The 16,338-nt window shown below is 47.2% G+C and carries 19 protein-coding genes; all 19 read left to right on the top strand.

Annotated elements, in window-relative coordinates; translation table 11 throughout:
- Nucleotides 1-84 precede the first annotated feature (84 nt).
- Nucleotides 85-642: an alkaline shock response membrane anchor protein AmaP gene (amaP, locus tag FJQ58_RS14355; protein ID WP_139994509.1), complete on the top strand. Its 558-nt coding sequence runs from the start codon at nucleotides 85-87 to the stop codon at nucleotides 640-642.
- A gap of 14 nt (nucleotides 643-656) precedes the next feature.
- The gene (locus tag FJQ58_RS14360) at nucleotides 657-887 is read left to right on the top strand and encodes a DUF2273 domain-containing protein (RefSeq protein WP_139994511.1); all 231 of its coding nucleotides are present in this window, start codon (nucleotides 657-659) and stop codon (nucleotides 885-887) included.
- Nucleotides 888-1,023: 136 nt separating this feature from the next.
- Nucleotides 1,024-1,467: a transcription antitermination factor NusB gene (gene nusB, locus FJQ58_RS14365; protein WP_139994513.1), complete on the top strand. Its 444-nt coding sequence runs from the start codon at nucleotides 1,024-1,026 to the stop codon at nucleotides 1,465-1,467.
- Between the two features lie 60 nt (nucleotides 1,468-1,527).
- Nucleotides 1,528-2,388 carry a bifunctional methylenetetrahydrofolate dehydrogenase/methenyltetrahydrofolate cyclohydrolase FolD gene (gene folD, locus FJQ58_RS14370; protein ID WP_139994515.1) on the top strand — a complete coding sequence of 287 codons (861 nt, stop codon included), beginning with the start codon at nucleotides 1,528-1,530 and terminating at the stop codon, nucleotides 2,386-2,388.
- A gap of 7 nt (nucleotides 2,389-2,395) precedes the next feature.
- Nucleotides 2,396-3,766: an exodeoxyribonuclease VII large subunit gene (xseA, locus tag FJQ58_RS14375; protein ID WP_139994517.1), complete on the top strand. Its 1,371-nt coding sequence runs from the start codon at nucleotides 2,396-2,398 to the stop codon at nucleotides 3,764-3,766.
- Nucleotides 3,750-4,004 (top strand): exodeoxyribonuclease VII small subunit, encoded by a 255-nt coding sequence (xseB, locus tag FJQ58_RS14380; RefSeq protein ID WP_139994519.1) that lies wholly within the window; start codon nucleotides 3,750-3,752, stop codon nucleotides 4,002-4,004. The genes xseA and xseB overlap by 17 nt, the downstream gene beginning before the upstream one ends.
- Before the next feature lie 2 nt (nucleotides 4,005-4,006).
- Nucleotides 4,007-4,918 carry a polyprenyl synthetase family protein gene (locus FJQ58_RS14385; RefSeq protein WP_139994521.1) on the top strand — a complete coding sequence of 304 codons (912 nt, stop codon included), beginning with the start codon at nucleotides 4,007-4,009 and terminating at the stop codon, nucleotides 4,916-4,918.
- Between the two features lie 66 nt (nucleotides 4,919-4,984).
- Entirely contained in the window at nucleotides 4,985-6,934 is a 1,950-nt protein-coding gene (gene dxs / locus FJQ58_RS14390) for a 1-deoxy-D-xylulose-5-phosphate synthase (protein ID WP_420799837.1), read from the top strand.
- 16 nt (nucleotides 6,935-6,950) lie between these two features.
- Entirely contained in the window at nucleotides 6,951-7,781 is an 831-nt protein-coding gene (locus tag FJQ58_RS14395) for a TlyA family RNA methyltransferase (protein WP_139994523.1), read from the top strand.
- 188 nt (nucleotides 7,782-7,969) lie between these two features.
- Entirely contained in the window at nucleotides 7,970-8,437 is a 468-nt protein-coding gene (locus FJQ58_RS14400; protein ID WP_139994525.1) for a hypothetical protein, read from the top strand.
- 17 nt (nucleotides 8,438-8,454) lie between these two features.
- Entirely contained in the window at nucleotides 8,455-8,907 is a 453-nt protein-coding gene (gene ahrC / locus FJQ58_RS14405; protein ID WP_139994527.1) for a transcriptional regulator AhrC/ArgR, read from the top strand.
- An 11-nt stretch (nucleotides 8,908-8,918) separates the two neighbouring features.
- Nucleotides 8,919-10,631, top strand: coding sequence for a DNA repair protein RecN (gene recN / locus FJQ58_RS14410; protein ID WP_139994529.1), 1,713 nt, complete (start codon nucleotides 8,919-8,921; stop codon nucleotides 10,629-10,631).
- A 123-nt stretch (nucleotides 10,632-10,754) separates the two neighbouring features.
- Nucleotides 10,755-12,083, top strand: a complete 1,329-nt coding sequence (gene spoIVB / locus FJQ58_RS14415) for a SpoIVB peptidase (RefSeq protein ID WP_139994531.1) — start codon at nucleotides 10,755-10,757, stop codon at nucleotides 12,081-12,083.
- Nucleotides 12,084-12,369: 286 nt separating this feature from the next.
- Complete coding sequence (gene spo0A / locus FJQ58_RS14420) at nucleotides 12,370-13,182, top strand: sporulation transcription factor Spo0A (protein WP_139994533.1); 813 nt, start codon at nucleotides 12,370-12,372, stop codon at nucleotides 13,180-13,182.
- A gap of 317 nt (nucleotides 13,183-13,499) precedes the next feature.
- Entirely contained in the window at nucleotides 13,500-14,192 is a 693-nt protein-coding gene (locus tag FJQ58_RS14425; protein WP_139994535.1) for a hypothetical protein, read from the top strand.
- Between the two features lie 616 nt (nucleotides 14,193-14,808).
- Nucleotides 14,809-15,192 (top strand): copper amine oxidase N-terminal domain-containing protein, encoded by a 384-nt coding sequence (locus tag FJQ58_RS14430; protein WP_139994537.1) that lies wholly within the window; start codon nucleotides 14,809-14,811, stop codon nucleotides 15,190-15,192.
- A gap of 7 nt (nucleotides 15,193-15,199) precedes the next feature.
- Nucleotides 15,200-15,625, top strand: coding sequence for a phage holin family protein (locus FJQ58_RS14435; protein WP_139994539.1), 426 nt, complete (start codon nucleotides 15,200-15,202; stop codon nucleotides 15,623-15,625).
- Complete coding sequence (locus tag FJQ58_RS32945) at nucleotides 15,603-15,974, top strand: peptidoglycan recognition protein family protein (protein WP_420799838.1); 372 nt, start codon at nucleotides 15,603-15,605, stop codon at nucleotides 15,972-15,974. The genes FJQ58_RS14435 and FJQ58_RS32945 overlap by 23 nt, the downstream gene beginning before the upstream one ends.
- Nucleotides 15,975-16,043: 69 nt before the next feature.
- Entirely contained in the window at nucleotides 16,044-16,280 is a 237-nt protein-coding gene (locus FJQ58_RS33415) for a hypothetical protein (RefSeq protein ID WP_238404057.1), read from the top strand.
- The last annotated feature ends 58 nt before the right edge of the window (nucleotides 16,281-16,338 follow it).

Below are 16,338 nucleotides of genomic sequence, written 5' to 3' on the forward strand. Positions count from 1 at the left end.
AAATTCCGTACAACCCCCTCGTGAATGGGCATGCCGCTCGGCGCAAGGGGGTTTTCATTCGGCTTGGCAGGAGGAGGCGCTACGTTGGTTAAGGTCGTGGACAAGCTGCTTTTGTTTTTATACAGCATCGTTATTGGATGTTTATCGGTATTTGTGCTATCTATAGGTTTTGGCTGGATATCCGAAGATCTTTTGAGCGATTTCGTAAGCGATGCCTATCGCATAGATGCCATCAAAATTACGCTAGCCGTGACGGGTGTCATCCTATTTATCCTTAGCTTGAGGTTTTTCATCGTATCGCTTCATCGGGGTTCCGCATCTGCACCATCGATTGATCAAAGAACTGACTTTGGCGATATTCGCATCTCTCTTGAAACGATTGAAAACTTGGCCCTTAAGGCAGCGTCCCGTCAACGCGGGGTGAAGGATCTTCGCGCACGCATTCGTGCTACCGACGCTGGGCTTGATATTGTCATTCGTGCCGTGGTGGACGGAGAAAGCTCCATTCCGGTTCTGACTGAGGAGATTCAGCGCGCCGTGAAGGAGCATGTTGAGGATATTGCCGGCATACCTGTCATGAACGTTGCGGTATATGTTGCGAACATCATTCAATCGGGCACGTTCAAGAGTCGCGTGGAATAGAGGTGGGTTTGCTGATGTGGAGGGAGTTCTGGGCCGTCTATGGAAAGCGCGCCGCTGGCGCTGCGACAGGGCTGTTTTTTGGAATATTATATTTGTTTGTCGGTTTTTGGGACATGCTTTTTGTAGGGCTGCTTGTATCGATCGGTTATTGGATCGGTGTGCAGAAGGAAACAAGCAACGGACCTATCTTTCCATGGCAGCGCCTTTGGTATTCGTTGTTAGAAAGATTTAGGCCGTTTAAATGATCCTGTGGTCTCCTCCGTACTCCGGATTTCGGAAAGCCGCTAATTCGTGGCAGGGAGGAGATCATAGGTTTTTTTTGAAATATAGTGAGAAAAAGAAAAAACCATTTTATCGGCATAAAGCTGCCGTGGAGGTCACATGAAACGAAGATTAGCGAGAGAAATAGCAGTATCTAGTTTATATCAAATGGAAATGAACGAGGTAACGGCATCGGATGCAGTGGATATGCTGATGGACGAGCTGCGTCAAGAAAATGAAATTGGCGCTGACCCATCAGAGATTGGCAGCACGGATGAATTCGTACGCGAGCTTGTACTCGGCGTGATGGAGCATAAGCAAGCCATCGATGGCATGCTGATGCAGTTTTTGACAGGTTGGCACATCGATCGTTTGTCACGGGTAGACCGCCAAGTGTTAAGGCTCGCAACCTATGAAATGGTATTCCGCGATGACGTTCCGCCCAAAGCGGCAATCAACGAAGCGATCGAGCTTGCAAAGCATTTTGGCACAGAGGAATCGGGCAAGTTTGTTAACGGCGTGCTGGGCAAGCTGTTATCCGAAATCGAAGAGCTCAAATCATAATGAAATGATTTCATTGCAAAAACATTTTATAAAAGAAGAATGCTAAAGGAGACTGGAGCTATGTGCGCACAAATCATTGAAGGAAAGAAAATATCCGACCTGATCCGAGAGGAAATGATTACGGAAACTGCAGCCTTAAAGGAAAAGGGCGTTGTTCCTGGTTTAGCCGTTGTACTTGTAGGTGAAGACCCTGCTTCGAAAGTGTATGTTGGCTCTAAGGAGAAGGCATGCCAGCAGCTCGGATTCTATTCTGAGGTTCACCGGCTTGCTGCTGATACAAGTGAAGCTGAATTGCTTGCTGTCATTGAGCGCTTGAACCAACAAACTTCTATTAACGGTATTCTAGTACAGCTGCCTCTTCCCAAGCATATTAACGAAAAGGCAGTTATCGATGCTATAAGCGTTGACAAAGACGTAGACGGGTTCCATCCGGAAAGCGTAGGCAATCTGGTTATTGGCGATGATAGCTTGCTTCCTTGCACACCTGCCGGCGTCATCGAACTCATCAAACGCAGCGGCGTAGAGATTTCGGGCAAGCATGCCGTAGTCATCGGCAGAAGCAATATCGTAGGCAAACCTGTGGCCATGCTTTTGCTGCGTGAGAATGCGACGGTAACAGTATGTCATTCCCGTACGGCTAACATGGAAGAAATCGCAAAGCAAGCAGACATCTTGGTGGTTGCAATCGGCAAAGCCAAAGCCATTGACAGCAAATTCGTCAAGCCAGGCGCGATCGTTATCGACGTAGGCATTAACCGTTTGCCAGATGGCAAACTGGCAGGGGACGTTGATTTCGAAGATTGCTTGGATACTGCGGGTTACATTACGCCTGTCCCAGGCGGCGTTGGGCCGATGACGATTACATTGCTTATGAAAAATACGATTACAGCAGCAAAAAGGGCAAACGGAATCAAGGAGTGATGCAAGCATGGCAGAACAGCCTCGGGTTTATTCCATAAAGGAACTTAATCGTTATATTAAGATGAAAATGGAGTCGGATCCGCTGCTGTCTGATATTATGCTGCGTGGTGAAATTTCGAATTTCACCCATCATTCCAGCGGCCATATGTACTTTACGCTGAAAGATAGCGATAGCCGGATAAAATCGATCATGTTTGCCTCCTATAATCAAAGGCTCCCTTTTATTCCAAAAGAGGGAACGAAGGTTATTGCAAGAGGCAATATTTCGGTTTACGAGCGTGACGGCAATTATCAGTTTTATGTCCAATCGATGCAGCCAGACGGCATTGGCAGCCTATATCTTGCATTTGAACAGCTTAAGAGCAAGCTGGGCGCAGAAGGCTTGTTCTCGGATGCCCGCAAGCGTACGATTCCGCGTTTTCCCCGAGCGATAGGCGTTATCACATCGCCGACGGGTGCCGCGGTACGGGATATTATTATTACGCTGCAGCGGAGATATCCATTAATTCCTGTTTATATTTATCCCGTGCTTGTGCAAGGCAAGCAGGCTGCGCCTGATATTGTAAAAGCGATCGAAGCAATGAACCGTTTTGGCGAAGCGGACGTATTAATTGTAGGGCGCGGAGGCGGATCGCTGGAAGAGCTTTGGGCTTTCAACGAAGAAGCGGTCGCAAGAAGCATTGCTGCTTCAAGAATTCCCGTTATTAGCGCTGTGGGCCATGAGACAGACTTTACGATCGCTGACTTCGCAGCCGATTTGAGAGCTGCGACGCCTACGGCCGCAGCTGAGCTGGCTGTTCCGAACATAGCGGAATTGCACCAGCAGCTCCAAAGGCAGCAGCAGCGGTTAATACAAGGCATCCGTTATCGCGTTCAGTCGGATAAGGATAAGCTGCAGCGGATTCGCCGCTCGCCGTTTTTTCTCTACCCGCGCAGATATTTATTGGATCAGGCAGAGCGGCTTGACCGCTTGACCGAGCAGCTCGAACAGCGAACGAAGCGGATAGCTGAGCGGGGGCATACGCGCCTCGCGAGGCTGCAGACAACGCTGGCCGGGCACAATCCAAGCGAGCGCGTAGCTTTTGCAGCCAAGAGATGGCAATCGGCAAGCAAACAGCTTGAGCAAGCGATGACTTTGGTATTGAAAGAGAAAAAACTCAGCCTGCATAGCACGATGAAGCAACTGGATGCGTTAAGCCCGCTTAAGGTCATGTCCAGAGGTTACAGCCTAGTCTATGATAAGCAAGAGCAGCAGCTCATTAAATCGATTCGCGATGTAAAGCTGGGCGACATCGTTAAGGTCAAGGTGGCAGATGGTCAACTGGACTGTCGTGTAGACTCATTGAGAGGAGATCAAATCGATGGCAGCAACAAATAACAGCGAACTTACTTTTGAAGAAGCGATGGAACGTCTCGATTCTATCGTATCTAGGCTTGAGAACGGAGATGTTCCACTTGAGACCGCCATTGAGCTGTTTCAAGAAGGTATGATCCTCTCCAAACTGTGTGGCGGAAAGCTTGAACAAGTCGAGCGCAAAATCGAGGTTTTGATTGAGACGGAACAGGGCTTCCAGAAAAAACCGTTTGCGGATGTAAACGAGGATAAAGGGGAATAAGCTTGAACGAGAGGCCATCCATAAAAGCGTATTTAACGCAATGCGCGGAGCAGATCGAAGCTTCGCTTAAACAATCTGTGCCATCTGCATGGGACGTTCCTGAGAGGCTGCGCGAGGCGATGCAGTATTCCCTTGAAGCAGGCGGCAAACGCCTCAGACCTGCCCTTGTTTTAACTGCTGCGGAGGCTATTAGGGGACAAATTTCACTTGATGCGGCTATTCCCGTTGCCAGTGCTGTTGAATTTATTCATACTTACTCTCTGATTCATGATGATTTGCCGGCTATGGACGATGATGATTTCCGAAGAGGAAAGCCCACCAATCATAAAGTATTTGGCGAAGCTATGGCGATTTTAGCCGGCGATGCGCTGCTGACGCATGCTTTCCATCTTGTGTCTCAAGCCTCGCGGCAAGGCGGAATTGCGGCAGAAGTCGCGCTTGCTATCGTAGAGGATCTGGCCAAGTTAGCCGGAGCTCCGGGGATGGTTGGCGGTCAAGTAGCGGATATGCTTGGCGAGCAAGGCATTACTTCCATTGCAGAGCTGGAGTATATCCATCTTCACAAAACAAGTGACCTGATCGTATTCTCGGTAACGGCAGGGGGACGTATCGGAGGCGCGACTGCTAAGCAGCTTGAGCTGCTTGCCCGGTATGGCAGAAACATCGGACTTGCCTTTCAAATTCAGGATGATATTCTCGACTTAATCGGCGACGAGAAGAAGCTTGGCAAGAAAACGAATAGTGATGTTGAGCAAAATAAAGTAACCTATCCGTTCCTGATCGGAATAGAAGAGAGCAAAGCTCAGGTTGAGCGTCTAACCCAAGAAGCGAAGTCTGCTGTTCTTGAAGCAGAGCTGGCAGCGCCGGAACGGCTGCTCGAAATTGCGGATTATCTTGTTCAGCGCGACCATTGAGACAACATGCTTTTTCCATTTTGGTTGGGAAAAAAATCGCAGTATGCTATAATAGGTAAAATGTAGATGTACATGGGACGGCAGTTAGAGGCTGTCCGCGAAAGCGAGGAAAGCAACGTGCTGCTTGACCATATTAACGGACCTCAAGATTTGAAAGGTTTAACAACGGCTCAATTGGAACAGCTGGCCGGTGAAATCCGCCAGTTCTTGATTGAGAAACTTTCCGTTACGGGTGGTCATCTGGCTCCTAACCTAGGAGTTGTGGAACTGACCATAGCGATGCATTATTTATTTAATAGCCCTGAGGATAAGTTTATTTTTGACGTGGGGCATCAATCATATGTACACAAAATATTAACAGGCCGAATGGACAGGTTTGATACTCTGCGCAAGTACAAAGGCTTATGCGGCTTTGTTAAGCGCGCAGAGAGTGAGCATGACGTATGGGAAGCTGGTCACAGCAGTACCTCTTTGTCCGCGGCGATGGGGATGGCGCTTGCTCGTGATCTGAAGGGCGAGACCAATCGAGTTGTCGCGGTTATCGGTGATGGTGCGTTAACTGGCGGTATGGCACTTGAGGCACTCAATCATATCGGACATGAGAAGAAGAATCTGATTGTAATCTTGAATGATAATGAGATGTCCATTGCGCCTAACGTTGGAGCGCTTCATCATTATTTAGGGAAAATACGTACCGACCGCCATTATCATAAGGCTAAGGACGAACTGCAGCAGCTCCTTAACAAAATTCCAGCCATTGGCGGCAAGCTTGCCAAAACAGCCGAGCGCTTTAAGGACAGCTTAAAATATTTGCTCGTAAGCGGAATTTTATTCGAGCAATTTGGATTCACCTACCTAGGTCCTGTAGATGGGCATGATATCGAGCAAATGCTTGATATTATGCGTCAAGCCGATTCGATGCCTGGGCCGGTGCTCGTTCATGTATTGACCGTGAAGGGCAAAGGATATTCGCCAGCCGAAGCCGATTCATTCAAATGGCATGGCATAACGCCATACAAAATCGAATCCGGCCAAGTTGTAAAGGCGGTTGGCCCTCCCGTATATACAGATGTATTCGGTCAAATGCTGATCGAGCTGGCAGAGAAAGACGAGCGGATCATTGCCGTTACTCCGGCTATGCCCGGTGGTTCCGGATTGCTGCCTTTCGCTGCGCGTTTTCCCAATCGCATGATTGATGTAGGAATCGCGGAGCAGCATGCGGCTACGATGTCAGCAGCACTTGCCATGGAAGGGATGAAGCCTGTTTTTGCGGTGTATTCCACTTTCCTGCAGCGTGCTTATGACCAGGTCGTGCATGACATTTGCCGCCAAAATTTAAACGTGATTTTTGCAATTGACCGTGCGGGTTTCGTAGGGCCTGATGGAGAAACACATCATGGCGTATACGATATACCGTTCCTTAGACATATTCCGAATTTGGTCATTATGATGCCAAAGGATGAAAATGAACTCAGACAAATGATGAAAACGGCTGTTGAGTATAATGATGGTCCGATCGCGGTTCGCTATCCTAGGATTGCTGGTTTGGGTGTAGAAATGGATGCCGATCCGCAACCACTGCCCATCGGCAGCTGGGAGACGCTGCGTGAAGGAGATTCAGGAGTTATTGTAGCCATTGGCCCGATGATTCAGGTCGCCGAGGAAGCCGCAGATTTGCTCAAACGCGAAGGCTTGAATGTTCAGATCGTTAATGCGCGTTTTATCAAGCCGCTTGATGAGCAAATGTTATTATCGCTGGCTGCTGAAGGCAAAAACATGATCGTACTGGAGGAAGGCGCTGAACTTGGCGGCTTGGGCAGCTCCGTTCTGGAGTTTTATTCGCTTAAAGGAATTTACGGATTGCCTGTTCGCATTATCGGCGTTCCAGATATTTTCGTGGAGCATGGGACGATTAAGGAACAAAGAAAAGAAATTGGCCTTACAGCTGACAGGGTAGCTACCGAGCTTAAATCGATGCTGCCAAGACGGATGAAGCGTGTTACTGGTCAACAGTAATGGTTGAGGGAGAACGATGACAACAACACCGAAAGAACGGATAGACGTATTGCTCGTTGAACGCGGCTTTTATGAAAGCAGGGAAAAAGCCAAAGCGGCTTTAATGGCAGGACTAGTGCTTGTGAATGATGAGCCTGTAGACAAAAGCGGCATGAAGGTTGTCCGCACCGCTGATATTAAGGTAAAAGGAGCCCTGCATCCTTATGTTAGCCGAGGCGGATTGAAGCTTGAGAAAGCCATCCGAAAGTTCAATCTCGATTTGAATGGGCGGGTCATGCTGGATATAGGCGCTTCCACGGGCGGATTTACCGATTGTGCTCTTCAGAATGGTGCAGCCTATGTCTATGCGGTTGATGTTGGTTATAATCAGTTGGACTGGTCATTGCGACAAGACGAACGAGTGCATGTCATGGAGCGTACCAATTTTCGGTATACGCAGCCTGCTGATTTGGTCGGTCCTCCACCGACCTTTGCTTCCATCGATGTATCCTTTATATCTTTAAAGCTTATTTTACCAGCTCTTTCTCAATTATTATCGGTTGGTTCCGGCATTGTGGCTCTAATTAAGCCTCAGTTCGAGGCCGGCCGCGAGAAAGTAGGCAAATCGGGAGTCGTACGCGATTCAGGAGTTCACAGGGATGTTCTCCGTACGGTGTTGACATCTGCTGCAGAGTTGGGATATACCTTACAGGATATTACGTTCTCTCCCATTACGGGCGGAGAAGGCAATATTGAGTTCTTGGCCTACTGGACCTGGTCCGGAGAGTCAAATTCTGTCATTCCGGATGATGCAGCGTTGTCAGAACTAGTGAAGCAGGCAAGCGAAACCTTTACTGCGAATAAATGAAATATAACAAAAAGGAAGGTGCCGTGCAGAAGAAATGCTGCCGGCATCTTTTTTTCTTTACAGCAGCAGCATGTTTTTGATAAACTGAATAAAAGCAAACAAACGTTCGGTATTCGTGTCAAACAGGAAATAGCCCCCATCTTCTCGAACGGTTATAGATAAAATCCAATGATAATCGGGGGATGCTGATGGGGACGTATGGTGATTGGTTTATCATGCTTGCAGCGGGCTGTTTACTCGTTATTTGGCTATTTAGGATGTTTTACCGCTGGCTGCATGAGCCGGCAGGCGTAAATCGCCTTACACTCGGCAAGGGTGGAGTGCTATCGCCCGATGATGAAAACATAGCATTGCTCGAACAAGCGGGCTACACAGTCCGTTCAGGAAAACATTTGGTTCCGGTTCCGATCAAGCTGGATGATGTGCCGCTTGGGAAGGGAAGCCGGTTATACATTGATTATATTGCGATAATGGATAATAAAACGTATATTGTGAAAACTGCACGAGATCGGAAGCCTATGGAATGGACGGCAAGCGGTATAAGGGATCGTCTTCTTGTCTATTCGCTCCTTCTGCCTGAATGCGATGGCATATTGTTCGTGGATGCAAGGGACAAGGTTATTCGCAAAATTTCATTTCACATTGCAGACATTTAAATCATGGAGGTTTTTATATGAAAGGCATTCGCCAATTTCGTATTAAAGAAATTGTAAACAATCGTGCGATAGAAACGCAGGAAGAACTTGTTGAGGCTCTTCGCGATTCAGGGATGCAGGTTACCCAAGCCACCGTCTCACGCGATATGAAGGAATTGATGCTTATTAAGGTGCCGGCAGGGGAAGGAAAGTACATCTATTCGATCCCTCAGGACCATCAGAAGCAAAATCCGATTCACAAGCTAAAACGAGCGTTGCTTGACCATTTTGTACATATTGACTTTACTGACAACCTTGTTGTGATGAAGTGTTTGCCTGGCTCGGCTAATGCGATTGGTGCCTTAGTTGACAATATGGAATGGCCAGAGGTCATGGGAACCATATGCGGGGACGACACGATACTGATGATTTGCCGTACCAAGGTTCAAAGCGGAGAAATTGTAGAGCGATTGCTTGAATTATTAAATTAGGAGGAGAAACCATGCTGCGTGAGTTGTCTATTCGGAATTTAGCGGTCATTGAAGAAGTAAACGTTACTTTTCATCATGGATTTCATGTGCTGACGGGAGAAACAGGCGCGGGCAAATCAATATTGATTGATGCGTTAAGCTTGCTTGTCGGCGGTAGAGGTTCCGCAGACATGGTGCGGTACGGTTGTGATAAGGCAGAAATGGAGGCTTTGTTCGACCTGGCAGCCCATCATCCGGTGTGGACGGTTTTAAATAAACTTGGTGTACATGCTTCTTCTGAGGAAATGCTCGTTATTAGGAGAGAGTTATCCGCTCATGGCAAGAGCAGCAGCCGCGTCAATGGACAACTGGTTACAATGACGATGCTAAGGGAAATCGGGGAATGCCTAGTTAATATCCATGGCCAGCATGAACATCAATCTTTGCTGCGCACTGAACAGCATTTAGAGTGGCTGGATCTGTTCGCAGGTGATTTGCTTATCGAGCGGAAACAAAATTACCGGCATCTCTTTACGCAACTTCAACAAGTTAAAGCCTCCCTGCGTGAACTGGAAAATTCAACTAGGCATAATGTGCAAATGCTGGATTTATACCGATTCCAAATTGAAGAAATTACGAATGCTCAGCTAAAGCCCTTGGAAGATGAATTGCTGACAGACCAACGGCGCAAGCTAATGTATGCGGGCAAAAGAATGGATGCCGTGTCTGAAGCCTATTCTTTGCTGTATGGAGGCAAAGGACTTGATATGGTTAGTAAAGCGGTAGCGAAGCTAATCGATATTCAAACCTATGATGCAGAAAAATTAAATCCGTTATTAGAACAGCTGCAGTCGGCTTTTTATCAAGCAGAAGATGCAGCGTTCCAGTTGCGCGATTACCGTGACGGCATTGAGTCAGATCCCGATCTGCTTTCCCAAGTAGAGGACAGGCTTGATCTCATAAATAGCTTAAAGCGTAAGTACGGAGAATCCATTCCTGATATTCTTGCTTATTTGGATCGCACGATTTTGGATCGGGACAAAATCGAAAACCGGGATCAAATGCTCGAAGAGCTTCAGCATGAAGAGGCCCGTCTATACGAGCAAGCCTTGACGCTTGCGAAAGAGCTGTCTCAGCTGCGTGAACATGCCGCTACAAGGCTTTCTGATGCCATTGAGAAAGAACTTAGCCAGCTTCAAATGTCTTCTGCAAAATTTCAGGTTCAAATTGATACAACCTTTACCGGTCAAGCTGAGAACAAGCATGTTCGACTACATGCTAATGGGATGGATGAAGCCATTTTTATGCTATCCACCAACCCGGGCGAGCCGCTTAAGCCTTTAAATAAAATTGCATCCGGCGGCGAGATGTCGCGAATTATGCTCGCGCTAAAAAGCATCTTTGCCGAGATTGACCAGGTACCTGTGCTCATTTTTGATGAGGTGGATACCGGGGTAAGCGGACGTGCAGCCCAAGCGATTGCTGAGAAAATGTCACAGCTTGCAAAGAAATGCCAAGTGTTCTCCATCACGCATTTACCGCAAGTGGCTTGTATGGCTGACCATCATTATGAAATTCGGAAACAGGTGATAGGAGCAAGAACTTCCACGTCTGTCGCTGAATTAATCGGAAAGATTCGGATCGATGAGTTAGCCCGCATGCTTGGCGGAGTAGAAATAACGGAAAAAACAAGGCATCATGCACAAGAAATGCTTGATCTGGCACATAGACAGAAGGGGGCGTAATGGAAGCCAATTAGGGAATGTTTTTGCGGACATAAAACGACCGGGTGAGGGTAACTTAAAGGTACGCCAATGGCGACTTAGCCTTCTACGTCATGCGATGGAAATACAGGGAGCGTGAAATCATTGAACTCCAGTCAAAGGAAGCGATGGTTTGGCCTAGTTCTCGTTTTCTTCATTTGCATGATCGGAAGCTCCACCCCGTTTCAACACTTTGCCGCAATCCCGAATGAACTTCGTTTATTCTCCGGGCAACTGAAACGATTACAATACGGAGTGCCCGTTCATGCAGAAGTAACGGTCGACCCTCACATGCTTCAGATTAACGGATCAACCAGTCATTCTCTTTCCGTAAATTTGAATGAGCCACTGTCACTGCAGTCAAGCCAAAGCGGTCAAACCAAAATGAAAGTGAAATTATTTGGTAAAATTCCATTCAAAACTGTAAAAGTTAATGTGGTGCCTGATCTACGCGTTATTCCAGGTGGACAGACGATTGGAGTTAAAGTCAAATCTTCAGGCATTTTAGTTGTAGGCCATCATCAAGTCGCTGGCAGCGATGGTATGAAGCAATCGCCTGGAGAGGCTGCTGGGCTGCGTCTAGGCGATTTAATTGTCAAGATTAACGGCAGCAGCATCAATCAGGTTCACAGGGTTGCAGAGCTTAGTGAGCGGGCAGGGACTGAGAAGAAACCCCTAGACGTCACGTACAAGCGTGATGGTCAATTAGGCAAGACCCAGCTGAGCCCAGTATTCGATGCTCAGGACAAAGCATGGCGGTTAGGACTTTATATACGCGATTCGGCGGCAGGGGTAGGAACCTTAACCTTTTACGCACCGGACCAAGGCGTCTACGGAGCATTAGGACATGTCATTACGGATATGGATACACAAACGCCAATCGACGTAGGCGAAGGCCAGATTTTACAATCAAGCGTTACCTCCATCAACAAAAGCCAAAATGGAGAGCCGGGAGAAAAAAGAGCGCATTTTGTGAAAGAAAGCAAAATATTAGGAAATGTTGAGCGTAATACTCCGTTTGGCATTTTCGGCAAAATGAATGAAGTTCCTACGCATAGCTACAGTGAAAAGTCCATTCCCGTAGCTTTTGCCGAAGATGTCAAAGAAGGGCCTGCACAGATTTTGACTGTTGTAAATGGACAGAAGGTAGAGCGCTTTGATATTGAAATTGCTCATGTATCCAAACAATCGGGTCCCGCAACAAAAGGAATGGTCATAAAAATCACGGATAAAAGATTATTAAGCAAAACAGGCGGGATCGTTCAAGGCATGTCAGGAAGTCCGATCATTCAGGATGGCAAACTTGTCGGGGCTGTGACTCACGTTTTTGTGAATGATCCTTCATCTGGTTATGGCTGCTTTATTGAATGGATGCTTCAAGATGCAGGGGTATTGCTTAAATCAGCGAACGGTCATATTGGAGAAGCTGCATAGCGTTTGAATTAGATGTCTGTTTAGGCTGAAGCGTAGCCTGAGCAGACGTTTTCTTTTTTTCGGGGATGGGTTAAAAAACGCGTGAATCATTCGATGAGCGATGAATTTTGTCGAAGAAGAACGAACGGAATCGTTACATGTAACAAATTTTTAATTATATCGAAATGGCGTAAAAAAATCTAGAAAAATAATTTTCGACAGAAGGAATTCAACTTCCCATGTCGAAAACTTTAAGCAGACAACTAGTGAGCGAAAACTTCAAAATCATTTAGAGGAGGACCACAACTTGCATAAGATCGAAGTATTATTAGCAGACGACAACCGTGAATTTACTAACCTGTTATCGGAATACATATCCGAACAAAGTGATATGAGTGTGAGTGGAGTCGCGTACAACGGTGAAGAGGTTTTGAGACATTTGGAGGAAGCCAGAAAAATTCCGGATGTACTTATCCTTGATATTATTATGCCTCACTTAGACGGCCTAGGCGTACTTGAGCGCTTGAAGGAAATGAATATGTCTCCTATGCCGAAAATCATTATGCTAACCGCTTTCGGTCAAGAAAACATTACGCAAAAAGCGGTACAGCTTGGGGCCTCTTATTATATTTTGAAGCCATTTGATATGGATATTTTGGCTAATCGGATCCGCCAACTCGTAGGCAATCCAACTTATTCCTCGACGGGAAGCTTCTCAACCGGTTCCTCCTCGTTGAAATCCAACGTTGTCCCAATTGCCAAAGGCAAGAACCTTGATGCCAACATTACAAGCATTATTCACGAAATCGGCGTTCCCGCACATATTAAAGGTTATCAATATTTGCGTGAAGCCATCACGATGGTTTACAACAATATTGAAATTCTTGGCGCCATTACAAAAACATTGTACCCGGCCATTGCCGAAAAATTCAAAACGACGCCATCCCGCGTCGAACGGGCCATCCGCCATGCGATTGAAGTCGCCTGGACGCGCGGCAACATCGACAGCATTTCGCATTTGTTTGGCTACACGATCAATATAAGCAAGTCAAAGCCTACGAATAGCGAATTTATTGCGATGGTGGCTGATAAGCTGCGGATTGAGCATAAGGTATCATAAACGTAGGCTGCGTAAGGGATTTCGGTCATTCTCCGTTAGCTGAAACGGTGAATTTACGGTCAAGGTAACGTTGCCGTTCCGATGAAGAATTTCGCTGCTATTGCGTTAAACTATCGTATTTTCACCTCACATTCGGTATAAGTTTATCGGATACTTAGACAACGATATCATACACGATCAGGCAGGCGTGATCAAACGTTTTTTACAACGATCAGAACGAAAGAAGCCGCTTTCTCTTCGGAGATTGCGGCTTTTGTTACGTATAAGAGGTACGAACGTATTACCTATAAACGGAAATTACGGAGGGGCTAGCAGCAATGACCGATAAAAAAACTGAACTTTCTTACGGGGCACAGATAAGACGTAATAGTCTACGTGTTTTACTTGGCGTGATTATCTTATTGCTTATTTTCGTAGCAATAGCATATATCGTTAACAATAAGGGATCACAGACAGCTTCTACGGTACCGAGCACGGCTTTTACGCAAAAGTCTGTAATAGCAATTGATTCTACACCGGAACCGACAATAGAGCCTACAGAAGAGCCCGTTGATTGGTCTACAGCAGATTTCACAGAAGAAAATGCGATGAAAGCACTTAAACAAGCAAAAGCCGGTCTTTCTATTGAGGTTACTGACGAGACTGTTAAAGAAATTCATACTAATGTAAATGATATTGTAATTACATTGAACGCGTTCGATACTTTAAACGAAAAAGCATACCTACGCAAAATGGGGGAGTCTATGATTGCGTACTCACGTGTATTGTTTACGAACTCACAAGTTGAGCGCGTCGTATTAAATAACAGCGTAAATACTACTGACGGCGGTTCAGCTTTCGGTGTGCAAATCGTTTGGAATCGTTCGACTAACGACTCTATCAACTATGACGCGCTACTTAAAGAAGCGCAGACAAACGCGGCAGCACCGTATAAGGCTGGTGAATCATTTACCGTGAAGCCGTTTATACTAGACGCGTTAAACGAAGATGTACGGAGTAAGTTTGAATAATAGAACACGCGTCATATAACGGTCATGTCCTACGGGATGTGGTCGTTATTTTTTTTTTTTTTTTACGCGAAAGTGTGCGAGATCGATTCGACCGGCGACTATCGTTGTATAAGACGGAGTACACGAAAGGAGACGGTCAATCACGAACTTATAATATTTAACACAACGAAGCCTCATTCGCACTCACTAGCGCTATCATAAGCGGGACTGATTCGGTCCCTTGTTCGCACCGTGCATTTAGCGCTTATAACTACGCCACCCTACGAATAGTCGTCCGAACGCCTAGCGCGCCTAAAACGCCGTGAAAACTACGCAATGATTACGTACGAGGAGGTGTCGACCATGTGACGCTGAACGGGGCGCGCCGACCATTAAGGTGTTATCTCTTATATTTTAAGACCTCGCGTGTTCTTATATGGTTTATATCCGCGGTATTTAATCCGTATCAGCACGAACTTAATAGAACGTATTGATATTAAGTGAGTTAAGGTCTTAATAACTTAAGTTCTTAGTAATAAAAGATTTATAAAATACCACCGTCGACCGCGCCTGTCAATACGTTATTTTCGCGGTTATCCGTATTTATAATATTTCACACAAGAAGGAGTGACGTTAAATGTCCGTATCCTCAACGCATGCTAAACGCAACCCAATCGCCATAACGCAGAATTACGGCCTCATCATCGAAGACACGCAATATACGCTGTACCGCCGCCACACGGTTGACCCTACGAAAGCGCCCGGCTACGATCAACGTACGGGCCACGGAGTCTTTCGGCTGCCGGAGATTATCGCCGCGCCTACGTACGATGTGATAACGGCAACGGTCGGAAGCGTAATCGGCACCTATAACGGTGATCGCGTTAACTTGGCGGCGGCACCGCAGCTAATTGACGGCCGCGTTTTCGTAGGATTGCGCGATGTGGCGGAGCTGTTCGGAGCGTCGGTTGCGTGGGATAACGCGAAGAAGACGGTAACTATAAAAAGAAAGCGGAGATGATCGCGCAATGAACGGTCAAACTTTAATTAACGGAGGCGCTGGCGTTGTCGGCGCTTTTATTGCGTTCGCATTCGGCGGCTGGTCCGAGGCGTTAACCTTTCTATTAATCGGAATTGGCGCGGACATCATAACGGGCATTTACGCGAGCATCAAAGAAGGCCGCGGATTAAATAGCGCAGTAGGCAGCGTTGGGCTGGCGAAAAAAGGGCTGATGCTGCTCGTTATACTAATCGCGCACCGTATCGACGTGCTGCTCGAATTGGAGAGCGTAGTCATGACGGCATCCGTTTACTTTTACATCGCGAACGAGCTCGTCAGCTTAGCGGAGAATTTGGGGCGCGGCGGCCTTCCATTACCGGATAAACTGCGCGACATAATCGAAGTGTTGAAACGAAAGGGAGGCGTAGGCGGTGACGGAAGCAAAGACGCTTAATTACGTAGTCGACCATATACCGAAGTCGGTCGCGTGTAACAGGCGGCCAGCCAACGTAATGAACGCGTCGACGATTACGATTCATAATACCGGAAATCCGTCGTCGACCGCCCGCAATGAGCGCGCCTGGCTAACGAATCCGACCAATACGCGTACAGCTTCGTACCACATCGTTATAGATGAGCGCGAGGCTATCGAATGTCTGCCGCTGAACGAGAACGCATGGCACTCCGGAGACGGCAGCGGAGCGACTTCGGGCAATCGTACGTCGATCGGCGTAGAGATATGCGAAAGCGGCAATTACGCGAAGACACTCGATAACGCGGCGACTCTCGTTGCGGCGATGTAAAAAGAGCGCGGCTGGGGCGTTGACCGGCTGCGGCGCCATTACGATTGGAGCGCGAAGATATGTCCGCGTTTGATGTACGATGGCGGCAAGTGGACGGGATGGGCAGCGTTTAAAGCGGCGGTGGTAGCGAAGATGATTCCGGTAAAGGAGGCGGACGATTTGACGAAGTTCATGGCGGTAGCTGACGCGAATAAAATCATCGCGTATCTGAGCGCGTCTTATATGGCGGCTCAGGATAGCGCTAGTCGAGCGGAGTTTAAGCGCTTGGCGGATGAGCTGCGGAGAGTTAGCGGGCAGAAAACGTAAAGAGGGCACAAATAGGCGCGGTCATTAGCGGAGTAAGTTCCGTTGGTGGCCGCGCCTT

Source organism: Paenibacillus paridis, assembly GCF_006345825.1.
Taxonomy (GTDB): Bacteria; Bacillota; Bacilli; order Paenibacillales; family Paenibacillaceae; genus Pristimantibacillus; species Pristimantibacillus paridis.

Excerpts from the sequence above, each read along its gene's own strand:
- FJQ58_RS14400 (WP_139994525.1), top strand. The coding sequence starts at position 7,970 with ATGGGGACGTATGGTGATTGGTTTATCATGCTTGCAGCGGGCTGTTTA.
- recN (WP_139994529.1), top strand. The coding sequence starts at position 8,919 with ATGCTGCGTGAGTTGTCTATTCGGAATTTAGCGGTCATTGAAGAAGTA.
- FJQ58_RS14430 (WP_139994537.1), top strand. The coding sequence starts at position 14,809 with ATGTCCGTATCCTCAACGCATGCTAAACGCAACCCAATCGCCATAACG.
- nusB (WP_139994513.1), top strand. The coding sequence starts at position 1,024 with ATGAAACGAAGATTAGCGAGAGAAATAGCAGTATCTAGTTTATATCAA.
- folD (WP_139994515.1), top strand. The coding sequence starts at position 1,528 with ATGTGCGCACAAATCATTGAAGGAAAGAAAATATCCGACCTGATCCGA.
- FJQ58_RS14395 (WP_139994523.1), top strand. The coding sequence starts at position 6,951 with ATGACAACAACACCGAAAGAACGGATAGACGTATTGCTCGTTGAACGC.
- FJQ58_RS14435 (WP_139994539.1), top strand. The coding sequence starts at position 15,200 with ATGAACGGTCAAACTTTAATTAACGGAGGCGCTGGCGTTGTCGGCGCT.
- FJQ58_RS14360 (WP_139994511.1), top strand. The coding sequence starts at position 657 with ATGTGGAGGGAGTTCTGGGCCGTCTATGGAAAGCGCGCCGCTGGCGCT.
- xseA (WP_139994517.1), top strand. The coding sequence starts at position 2,396 with ATGGCAGAACAGCCTCGGGTTTATTCCATAAAGGAACTTAATCGTTAT.
- FJQ58_RS14425 (WP_139994535.1), top strand. The coding sequence starts at position 13,500 with ATGACCGATAAAAAAACTGAACTTTCTTACGGGGCACAGATAAGACGT.
- dxs (WP_420799837.1), top strand. The coding sequence starts at position 4,985 with ATGTACATGGGACGGCAGTTAGAGGCTGTCCGCGAAAGCGAGGAAAGC.
- xseB (WP_139994519.1), top strand. The coding sequence starts at position 3,750 with ATGGCAGCAACAAATAACAGCGAACTTACTTTTGAAGAAGCGATGGAA.
- ahrC (WP_139994527.1), top strand. The coding sequence starts at position 8,455 with ATGAAAGGCATTCGCCAATTTCGTATTAAAGAAATTGTAAACAATCGT.